Source organism: Cryobacterium sp. W22_MBD10_FK3 (genome assembly GCF_052113745.1).
GTDB lineage: Bacteria > Actinomycetota > Actinomycetes > Actinomycetales > Microbacteriaceae > Cryobacterium.
Map to the genome: position 1 here is coordinate 17,932 of NZ_JBGQOH010000033.1, position 9,750 is coordinate 27,681.

9 protein-coding genes and 3 tRNA genes are annotated in these 9,750 nt (G+C 69.3%); 2 read left to right on the plus strand and 10 right to left on the minus strand.

Translation table 11 applies throughout. The annotated features are described in order from the left end of the window. Nucleotides 1-175: 175 nt before the first annotated feature. The 10 genes from ACEN2M_RS18315 to ACEN2M_RS18360 form a co-directional block, all read right to left on the minus strand. A complete protein-coding gene (locus ACEN2M_RS18315; RefSeq protein WP_441649577.1) occupies nt 176-1,105 on the minus strand; it encodes a glycosyltransferase in 930 nt (309 codons plus the stop codon). A gap of 94 nt (nt 1,106-1,199) precedes the next feature. Beyond that, nucleotides 1,200-2,216, minus strand: a complete 1,017-nt coding sequence (locus ACEN2M_RS18320; protein ID WP_441649578.1) for a hypothetical protein — start codon at nt 2,214-2,216, stop codon at nt 1,200-1,202. Beyond that, nucleotides 2,213-3,472, minus strand: a complete 1,260-nt coding sequence (locus ACEN2M_RS18325; RefSeq protein WP_441649579.1) for an MFS transporter — start codon at nt 3,470-3,472, stop codon at nt 2,213-2,215. Before ACEN2M_RS18325 ends, ACEN2M_RS18320 begins: the two co-directional genes overlap by 4 nt. A 13-nt stretch (nt 3,473-3,485) precedes the next feature. After that, nucleotides 3,486-4,175 (minus strand): hypothetical protein, encoded by a 690-nt coding sequence (locus ACEN2M_RS18330; RefSeq protein WP_441649580.1) that lies wholly within the window; start codon nt 4,173-4,175, stop codon nt 3,486-3,488. Then, nucleotides 4,172-4,798, minus strand: coding sequence for an acyltransferase (locus tag ACEN2M_RS18335; RefSeq protein ID WP_441649581.1), 627 nt, complete (start codon nt 4,796-4,798; stop codon nt 4,172-4,174). Before ACEN2M_RS18335 ends, ACEN2M_RS18330 begins: the two co-directional genes overlap by 4 nt. 242 nt (nt 4,799-5,040) lie before the next feature. Beyond that, nucleotides 5,041-5,634, minus strand: a complete 594-nt coding sequence (locus tag ACEN2M_RS18340) for an acyltransferase (protein WP_441649582.1) — start codon at nt 5,632-5,634, stop codon at nt 5,041-5,043. Nucleotides 5,635-5,881: 247 nt separating this feature from the next. Beyond that, the gene (locus ACEN2M_RS18345; protein ID WP_441649583.1) at nt 5,882-6,673 is read right to left on the minus strand and encodes a transglutaminase-like domain-containing protein; all 792 of its coding nucleotides are present in this window, start codon (nt 6,671-6,673) and stop codon (nt 5,882-5,884) included. 57 nt (nt 6,674-6,730) lie between these two features. Beyond that, nucleotides 6,731-6,803 (minus strand) — tRNA-Phe (locus ACEN2M_RS18350). Nucleotides 6,804-6,872: 69 nt separating this feature from the next. Next, nucleotides 6,873-6,949, minus strand: a tRNA-Asp gene (locus ACEN2M_RS18355). A 68-nt stretch (nt 6,950-7,017) separates the two neighbouring features. Beyond that, nucleotides 7,018-7,090 (minus strand) — tRNA-Glu (locus ACEN2M_RS18360). Nucleotides 7,091-7,405: 315 nt separating this feature from the next. Here ACEN2M_RS18360 and ACEN2M_RS18365 point away from each other — a divergent pair. Continuing rightward, nucleotides 7,406-8,818, plus strand: a complete 1,413-nt coding sequence (locus tag ACEN2M_RS18365) for a peptidoglycan DD-metalloendopeptidase family protein (RefSeq protein ID WP_441649584.1) — start codon at nt 7,406-7,408, stop codon at nt 8,816-8,818. Further along, complete coding sequence (locus tag ACEN2M_RS18370) at nt 8,811-9,674, plus strand: coiled-coil domain-containing protein (RefSeq protein WP_441649585.1); 864 nt, start codon at nt 8,811-8,813, stop codon at nt 9,672-9,674. The genes ACEN2M_RS18365 and ACEN2M_RS18370 overlap by 8 nt, the downstream gene beginning before the upstream one ends. The last annotated feature ends 76 nt before the right edge of the window (nt 9,675-9,750 follow it).

Here is a 9,750-nt window from a genome sequence, read left to right on the forward strand (position 1 = left end):
GGTTTACAGGTGCAGCTCGGACGCGGCCCGCAGCCGGAAGGGTAAGGCCCGGCACGGACTCGTGGTGAGACCTGACACAAGCTCAGGTGCCCACGAGGTGACCATAGCCGGGCGGGTGACGAGCCGCTGTGACCTTATCGGGGGGTACGGCGGGGTGGTCCGAAGCGACCCGGGTTCAGCTGGCCTCGCCGCCGCGCCACGCCTTGATCCGGTCGACTCCGCTCTTGCCGACCAGGAAGAGAAGCGTGGCCTTCACGGCGGCGCGGCACGATTCCCGCAACAGCCTGGCCGGACCGCGCAGCAGGTGGTCATGGAGCAGGTCGGAGCGGGTCGGCTGGCTGAGGTCGTTGGGCAGGGTGGGGAACAGGGCGGTGTAGCCGTTCGACGCGACGAGCCTGCCGCGAACCCGGTTGCTGACATTGCTGCCGTGCACGACCTGCAGCCACGCCGGGGGACCGAACGCCGTCACGCTCGGCATGGACCGGGGCAAGAGCGTGTGCCAGTCCGCCCAACAGGTGACAGGATCCGCCCAGGTCTCCCTGACGGAGCAGAACGCGTTCAGCCTGTCGACGCGGAGGAACAGCCCGTCGGGACCGAGGATCAGTCCTGACGCGAGGTAGAGGGCCGAGCGCGGACCATTCGTCTGGACCCGTTGCAGGCGATCGACGAAATCGGCGGCGAGCCCGTCGTCGTTGTCGAGATTCGTGGTCAGCAGGTCGGCCGAGGGTGTGGTCGGCCCGGAACGGATGTCATCGAGAATGATGCTCGGGGTGACCTCGGCCCGGTAGATCGGCTCGAAGACCTGGTCCCGCACGTACGGTGACAGACGGCGGATGAGCCATTCGGGGCTGTCCGGGTCGAAGTAGATGAGCCAGCGGAAGTTCTGGTTGGTCTGCGCGCGCACCGACGGCAGGCAGTACTTCTCGAAGAGGCCGACGCGGTCGGTGAGCCATCCTTCGCGTTGCCGCACTCGACCCTCCGGACCTGGGGTGGGCAAATTGAACCGGGTGATCAAGACGTGATCGACAGCGGGGGAGGCCGTCCTGGCATCGATGTGACGGGTCGGCCTCTGCCCGGGCTCCCTGGTGTCGTCGTGCGTGGTCACGAGATTGCCTCGCGGCCGGTGACAGGCGCACAGCGCCGGGAACGGGATGCGGGCCAAGCGGACCCGCCGGGGACGATTCGGGCGTTGTCGAGTGTCATGTGCGCACCACCGAGGGGGACCAGGCATGGGGAATGAAGAGGCGAGGCCCGCCGTCTCCGTCGATCGGGATGGACCAGACATCGCTGTCGCCCACGGTTTCCTTCCGGGGTAGTCCATAGAGCAACGTCGAGTCGTCCAGCCATTCCACCTGGTCGTCGACGTTGCCGGGTTCGGGCAGGATGGTCTCCACCCCGGTACCGAGGTCCAGCACCGCGATCGACCAGAACGGCGCCGCTGTGCCGGCCACGGCCTTCTTATAGGCCACATGGCGGCCGTCGGGGGAGAGCGACGGGCACTCCGCGGATTCCCTGATCGCCGTCAGGCTGCGGGCGGCGAGGTCTCCCCGCACCAACCAGGTGCGTCCGGCCGATGCTGCCGTGGCGAAGAACGTGTTGTCGTCGGTGCCGAAGGTGACCCCCCAGATGTTGCGGTCGGCGGCAGTGACGCGCTCGCCGCCGATCAGCAACGCGAACTCTTCGAGATTGCCGTAGTCGGTGCCGTCGGTCGTCGAGATCGTGGTCTGCGTGGAGAACGCGACGGTGCCATAGGCGTGCCCGGTCACGAAGGAGGTCATCGCGACCAGGGCGGAGTCCGCGGACACCCGGGTTCGGCTGGGGATGCCGGGCAGGGGCCAGGACCCGAGTTCGATGGCGTCCGCACCGCGCAGTGTCGCTGCGAAGGTCGTGACGATTCCCCGGTCGATGTGCAGGCACATCTGCAGGGCGGCGGTCGCGTAGACGCGGTCGCACGCCTCCGCGGTGACCGAGCGCTCACCGGACGGATCGGCGAGGGGGACGGACGCGACCAGGCCGTACCCGTCGCCGGCCGCGGTGTTGCGGAACACGACCCGGTCGCCGGTAGCGATGGTGTCGGTGCTGACGGCCTGCACGGCGCTCGGACCGCTGCGGCGTTCCTGGGCGGCCGACCAGGCGAGGATGCCGTAGCCGCCGGCGCCGCCCAGGAGCAGCGCGCTCGCCAGCACGACGGCGATCGAGCGGCCGGAGACGCTCATGTGGTCCTGGCCTTGGTGAACGCGCCGCGGAGGACAAGCGCGGCCAGCGGGATCAGCACGGCGAGTGCGGCCGCGATGATCAGCATCGCGTTCGCGCGCCCCACCGCGAACCAGAGCAGACCGAATCCGGTGGACGCCAGCAGCCGGGTGAGGGCAACGACGGTCTGGGCGGAGGCGATGGCCGTCGCCCGGCTGGCCTCCGGGGTGGATTGGGAGGCGAGCGCGGCGAGGATTCCGTCGGTGGACGCGTAGAACACGCCGAGGGCGACCAGGCACAGAACCGTCGTCGGCAGCCCCGCCACCGGCACCGCAGCGCAGACATAGGCCGCCAGGAGCGCAAGGTGACCGAGGAGGAAGACCCGGCCGCGTCCGACCCTGTCTGCGATCCTGCCGAGGGGTATGGCGAGGAGGAGGAAGACGACGTTTGTGCCCACGTAGAGCAGTGGGAACCAGGCGGCCGCGAACGCATCCCGGCTCTGCAGGACCAGGTAGATGAAGCCGTCCCCGATGGTCACGATGCCCAGGAGTCCAGCGGTCAGCAGCAGCCGCCGCAACCGGGGGTCCCTCAGCTGGGCCCACCGGAACGCCACCCGGGGGGTGCCGGCGGCTGTGCTGTCCGCGCGGGGGCGCGTGTTGGGCACCACAACGCCGAGCACGAAGACCCCGATGATCGCGAAGGCCAGCGAGACGACGAAGACTGTGTCGTAGCCGTCGGGGATGGCGAAGAGGATCGCGAAGGCGAGCAGCGGCCCGACCGCGGCCCCGACGGTGTCGAGCATGCGGTGCACCCCGAACGACCTGCCCAGGTTCTCGGGGAGCGACGACGCCGTGATCAGCGCGTCCCGCGGGGCGGTGCGCACACCCTTGCCCAGACGGTCGACCGAGATGACGGCCACCAGCGCCGTGAACCCGGTCGCGAAGAGAAGCCCGGTTCGGGCCAGGGCAGACAGGCCGTAGCCGAAGAAGGCGATCCACTTGGGCTGGTCGCCACGGTCGGAGGCCCATCCTCCGGCGATCCGCACGATGGCGCTGATGCCCTGGTAGGTCCCGTCGAGAAAGCCGTAGGCGATCGTCGACAGGCCGAGCACCCCGGTGATGTAGAGCGGCAGGATGGCCGACACCGACTCCGTGGAGATGTCGGTGACGAGGCTGACGATGCCCAGCGCGATGACGACCGACGACACCCGGGTCGCGACGGGGCGACCAGGGGGTGCCGCCGACTTCGCGGTTCCATGGTCGGAAAAAGAGATGTACACGGCCCGGCCCGCCCTAGTCTTCTGCCGTGAAGGCACCGAAGAGCACGTAGGAGGACCCACCGGCGACGGCGGTGACCGAGAGGGTGACCGAATCGTCCCCGCGGGCGAAGCTCAGTGTGGAGGAACGTTTCGAACTGGTCGTGGGGGATTCCAGGAGTCCAAGCGGCGCGAAATGCTGCCGGTAGAACGCCAGGACGTCCGCGGTGGCGAGGGACGTCCTGGCCTCCAGCGCGGCCTGGAGGCGGTCGCCCGCCGTCGCCACCGAACTGTGCTCGACCGACGAGTCAGGGATGCCCGGCATCACATCGGAGGGATACCCGGCCACGATCTCGCCGAGCGAACTCGCGGCCGGGGGCAGCGGAAGAGAGACCAGTGCGGTGCGGGGCTTCGACGGAGGAAGGACGACGTCCTCTGGCCCCGTGGGCAGCACCTCGGTGGATGTGCGCGGGCCGGTCTCGGTGCGTGGACCGGTGTCGAACTCCGACTCGGCGCCGGCTGGGGGCGCCTGGGGTGTCGGAGACGCCGTGCCGTCAGCCGGGGTGGCGGGGGAGCCCTGGGCCGGCGCCGTACCGGCGGTGGCCGAGGGTTCGGCCTCGACCTGGATCCGGTCGGCCGGAGGCAGGAGCTGGGCGACGAGGAATCCGGAGCCCGCCACGACCACGGCTAGGCCGAGGGCGGTGAGACCGAGCTGTCGCTTGTTCATTCCGGCTCCGGTTCCTGGACCAGGACGCCGTCCTGTTCGTGGAAGCGCTCCCCGGTGGCCGGGCAGGTCAGCCGGCCGTCCTCGTCCTTCTGGAGCGGGATGCCGGACCGGCCGACCCAGCCGACGCGTCTGGCGGGCACCCCGGCCACGATGGCGTGGTCGGGCACGTCGGCGGTGACAACGGCGCCGGCCGCGACCAGGGCCCAGCGACCGATCCTGACCGGGGCGATACAGACGGCCCTGGCCCCGATGGAGGCGCCGGTGCTGACGTGCACACCCACGGGGTGCCAGTCCTCGGCTTCCTTGCGGGTCCAATCGGGGTTGACGGCCCGGGGGAACACGTCATTGGTGAAGACCACCGCGGGGCCGACGAAGACGCCGTCTTCCAGGACCGCCGGTTCGTAGAGCAGGGCGTAGTTCTGGATCTTGCAATTGCTGCCGAGGACCACGCCCGGACCTATGTAGGAACCCCGACCCAGGATGCAGCCGCTGCCGATGCTGGCCCGCTCCCGCACCTGCGCGAGGTGCCATACCCGGGTGCCGGCGCCGAGATCGGCGGTCGGGTCCACGTCTGCGCTCTGCTCGATGAGCGGCAGCCCGGCCGTGCCCGTCGCGGGGCTCATGGGCGTCCGCCGGCGGGGCGGTGGGGGGTGGCGGGGCAGTCGACCGCCTGGACAGGTCGACGAGGAGCGAATCTGGTCACGGCGCATCCCTGCAATTCGGGTGTACAGGTACAACTCGGATAGAGTCCGTCGGCGGTGCCGGTGGCGGACTGGAGGACAGAGCCCTGATGCCGGCCCGGATCCTCACGACGCGACCATAGCCGGGCCGGCAGAGAGTCGCTGTGACCCCATCGGGGGCCAAATCAGAGGGGCGTGAGCGTGCCGTCGTGTTCGCGGTACTGCGCTCCCGTCACCGGGCAGCGGTACAGGCCACCGCCCAGGACGTCCAGCCTGGCGCCGCTGCGACCCACCCAGCTCACCCTTCTGGCGGGGATCCCGTCCATCAGCGCGTATTCGGGGACATCGGCGGTCACCACCGATCCGTCGGCCACGACGGCCCAGCGGCCGATGGTGAGGGGCGCGACGCACACGGCGTTGGCGCCGACGGACGCCCCGGTGCGCACGGTGACACCCACGGTGTTCCAGTCCGAGGCGGACGTGGGTGAACCGCTCGGCGTGACGGCCCGGGGAAACCTGTCGTTGGTGAAGACCGCCGCGGGCCCGATGGACACCCGTTCCTCGAGCAGGGTCCCTTCGTAGAGCACTGCATAGTCCTGCACAGTGCAGTGCCGCCCGAGGATGACCCCCGGCCCGAGATAGGCGCCGCGCCCGATCAGGCAGCGAGGACCGAGGCGGGCGAATTCGCGTAACTGTGCCAGGTCGGCCACGGCGCTGCCCTCGCCGAGCACGGCTCGGGGGTCGACGTCGGCGGTTGCGGCGATCCACACGGGCGTCACGGCGCGGTGGCCGGCCCGGTGGGCGACGCGGCCGGGGGTGATCGGCGGACCTCGTCGGTCATGGCACGGTCATCTGTCGTCACAAGAATCCCTTGCAGGTCAGGAGCCGGATGCTGGGGCCCGCGCCGACGTCACCTGGGTCGGGACGATCGGCACGGGTGAGGGAATGTCAGGTTCTGGAGTGCGGCGCTGGGACCATAGCGCGGGCCGGGGTGGCGCGCTGTGACCTGTCCGGGGGTGGCCCCGGCTAGACCAGGCGCGCCAACTCGGTGATGTCGTCCAGGGGCAGATCGTCGGCGACGGCCGTGACCGTGAGCACATGCAACAGCACGGCGGCGCCGGCGGATGACAGGAAGGCGGTATCCGCGGCATCCCGGCCCGTCGCGATACGCATCAGCGACTGGCGCGGCGCGAGTGCGGTGGCGTCGACGACCTGCCAGGCACCGTCGAGGTAGGCCTCGGCCACGGCGTGGAAGTCCATCGGGGACAGGCCGGGAGCGTAGACCGACACCAGGCGGGCGGGCACGTCGTGCGCGCGCAGGAACGCGATGACCAGGTGGGCGTAGTCCCGGCAGACGCCCTGCCTGGCCAGCAGGGTGCGCACCGCGCCATCGGTCGGCAGGCTGGCACCGGGAACGTAGCTGAGGTGCCGGCCCACCCAGGAGGTGATCGCGTCGAGCAGGGCGATGCCGGTGAGCCCGCGGAACTCGGCCTGGGCGGTGGGCCAGAGGTGGTCGGATTCGCAATACCGGCTGGGTCGCAGGTAGCGCACGATGTCGATGTCGGACACTTCGGGAGCAGCGGACTCGCCAGCCACCTGGACCGTGTAGTCGATCTCGATCCGGCCGGCCTGCACCGAGACGAGCTGCAGCCGGGTGCCGTGCTGGTCGAGTGTTTCCCGGAACGGCAGCGAGATGCCGTCCTGCAGGATCGTGAGCAACTCGGTGGCGCTCGCGTCCATAGCGACCGTGACGGACAAGACCAGCTCGGCGGGCCCGAGGGCCTCCAGCTCGAGATGCGCGGAGGCGGAGCGTTTCATGCCCACATCGTCGCATAAAAAAAGGCCACCTGCGGTAGAAGCCCGCAGATGGCCAAGTGGCCCCGACCGGCGTCGATCCGGTGACCTTTCGATTTTCAGTCGAACGCTCTACCAACTGAGCTACAGGGCCAGAAGGCGGCTACGAGAGACGCCTTCGTAAAGGACGAAAAGCCCCTTCTTTCGAAAGGGCTTGTCGCCTTGGCGACCCTGACCGGACTTGAACCGGCGACCTCCGCCGTGACAGGGCGGCGCGCTAACCAACTGCGCTACAGGGCCAAACTTTGAAGCTTTTCGTGCTGTGTTTCTGTCTTACTTTTCGTGCCGAGTACAACCTACAGTATGCGTAGCCCCAACGGGATTCGAACCCGTGTTAACGCCGTGAAAGGGCGCCGTCCTAGGCCGCTAAACGATGGGGCCGAACTTCCCGGAAGCTGATGACTTCCGACGCATAATCATAAGTGCTGAAAGCGCGATAGTTCAAATCGGCCCGGTGGCCCGTGCCTGCCGACGGGGTGCGGCAGGCCCGTCTGCCCCGTGATTCCGGGCCGGAACGAGATTCAGCCCGGCGCAGGCGTCGGCGTGTCGCATTGCACCGCGCCCGCGAATGGGCGGGGATTCGGCCCGCGGGCGGGTTAGATTTTTACCGGACCCTGGCCACTCAGCGGGGTTTGTTATTGTGACCGGTGTTGCCACAGTGACGAATGTGACTGACACCAGCCCGATCGGGGAGTTATGAAGCGCACGGTATCCGTGATCAGCCGCGGAGTTCGCGCCGGCCTGCACAGTCTGCGGCCGAACCGGCAGCAGGACATTGGAGCCAAGCGCGTCAGCTCCCGTCAGGCGACGATGGGTGTGACCGGCTTCGTTGCCGCCGTCACCCTCGCGGTTACTCTGACCAGCCCGATCAGTCCGGCCATGGCTGTCGACTACCCGAGCTGGCAGGACGTGCAGAACGCCAAGAGCAACACCGCCGCCGCCGCCAACCAGGTCACCGAGATCCAGAACCTGATCGCCGGCCTGCAGACCGAGGTGGAACGCACCGCGGCCGAAGCCGAGGCTCGCGGAGTCGAGCTGCAGACCGCCCAGGAGAAGTTCGACGACGCCAGCCGTCGGGCCAGCGACCTGCAGGCCCAGGCCGACACCAGCAAGACCGAGGCCGACGCCGCCACCACCCAGGCCGGCCAACTCGCCGCGCAGTTGTACCGCACCGGCGGCACCGACCTGAGTGTCAACCTCTTCATCGACGGTCAGAAGAGCGGCGAGGGCGCCGACGAGCTGCTGTCCAAGCTGGGCAGCATGAGCAAGCTGGTCGAACGCAGCACCGACGTGTACGACCAGGCCCAGACCGCGAACAACACCGCCCAGTCGCTCGGCGACCAGGCCGCCGTGGCCCAGACCGAGCGGGAAGCGCTGCGGATCAAGGCCGAAGAAGCCATGGTCGCGGCCCAGGCCGCGGCGGAGGCCGCAGCGGGAGCGCTGGCTGCCTCCGAGGCGCAGAGCGTCGTGCTCGAGCAGCAGCTGCAGTTCATGCAGGACGCCCAGGCCACCACCACCGCCGGCTACGAGGCCGGCGTCGCCGAACGTGCCCGCCTGGCCGAGGAAGAGCGCAAGCGTGTCGCCGCAGCGGCCGCTGCCGCCGCTGCCGCCGCCAGGCCCAGTCCTGGTTCGTCCGGCGGGTCGTCCGGATCCCCCGGAGCCGGACTCGGCGGCGGTTCGATCGGCAGCCAGGGCTGGGCGGTGCCCGCCGGCGGACGCATCACAGACGGGTACGGCGCCAGGCCGGTTCTCTGCGGCAGCGGCGGCTGCAGCGGCAGCTTCCACTACGGCACCGACATCGGCACCGGCTGCAGCGCACCGATCTACGCCGCTTCAGCGGGAACCGTCGTCTACGCGGCCCGCCAGGGCACCTACGGCAACTTCGTGCAGATCAGCCACGGCAACGGCATCATGACCGGTTACGCCCACATCCGCGATGGCGGCATCTTCGTCTCGGTCGGCCAGCGTGTCGACGCGGGCCAGAACATCGCCAGCTCAGGCACCACCGGCGCGTCCACCGGCTGCCACCTGCACTTCGAGGTGTTCAGCGGCGGCAACCGCATCAACGCCGTTCCATTCATGTCCGACAGGGGAGCACCACTTGGCTGAGTCCACACCGACCCGCCGCTCGCGACGCACGTCGGCGGCGCTGTTGTCCGCCGCGATGATCGGCTCGGTCGCTGCCGGTGCCGGCGTGGCCGTGCCGGCGTTCGCCGACGAGGACTACCCCAGCTGGGACGAGGTCGCCAAGGCCAAGGAGAGCGAAGCGACCAAGGCCAAGGAAATCGCGAACCTCACCGGCCTGCTCGAGGGCCTGCAGGAGTCGTCAGCGGACGCGTCACAGAGTTCCCAGATGGCGGCGGAGGCGTACCGGGTCACCCAGGACGACCTCGACGCGGCCACCGCCAGGGAGGAGAGCCTGGACAAGCAGTCGGCTGTCGCCCAGAAGGCGGCGGACACCTCGAAGATGCGCGCCGGCCTCATCGCCGCCCATCTGGCGAAGACCGGTGCCCAGGACCTTTCGCTCAACCTGTTCATCAACGGCAACACCGCCGACGATCTGCTCAGCCAACTCGGCACCGCCAGCAAGCTCAGCGAGCAGTCCGAGACGATCTACCGTCAGGCCGTGCAGGACAAGAACACCGCGGAATCCCTCATCGCCCAGGCCGCCGCAGCGACCGCGGAACGCAAGCGGCTGAGCGCGGAGTCCAAGGAGAAGTACGAATCGGCCAACGACGCGGCCCTGGGCGCCCAGGCCGCCCTGGATGCCGAACTGAAGAAGTCGGCCGAGCTCTACGAGCAGCTGGCCCTGCTGAAGGACACGACCGCTGACGTGGAGCGTGAGTACCAGTCTGGGCAGAGCGCCGCAGCCGCCGCGGCCGCACTGGCCAAGGCCCAGGCCGCCGCACCCGCCGCACCAGCCGCGCCTGGCGCCCCTGCCGCCCTGTCTCCTATCCACACCTGACGCTACCGACGAACAAGAGTTAGTGTAGATCTCGGTGGTCGTAGTATCATTAAAAAGGGGGGGGGGGGGGGGGGGG

Excerpts from the sequence above, each read along its gene's own strand:
- ACEN2M_RS18320 (WP_441649578.1), bottom strand. The coding sequence starts at position 2,216 with ATGAGCGTCTCCGGCCGCTCGATCGCCGTCGTGCTGGCGAGCGCGCTG.
- ACEN2M_RS18330 (WP_441649580.1), bottom strand. The coding sequence starts at position 4,175 with ATGAACAAGCGACAGCTCGGTCTCACCGCCCTCGGCCTAGCCGTGGTC.
- ACEN2M_RS18345 (WP_441649583.1), bottom strand. The coding sequence starts at position 6,673 with ATGAAACGCTCCGCCTCCGCGCATCTCGAGCTGGAGGCCCTCGGGCCC.
- ACEN2M_RS18365 (WP_441649584.1), top strand. The coding sequence starts at position 7,406 with ATGAAGCGCACGGTATCCGTGATCAGCCGCGGAGTTCGCGCCGGCCTG.
- ACEN2M_RS18335 (WP_441649581.1), bottom strand. The coding sequence starts at position 4,798 with ATGAGCCCCGCGACGGGCACGGCCGGGCTGCCGCTCATCGAGCAGAGC.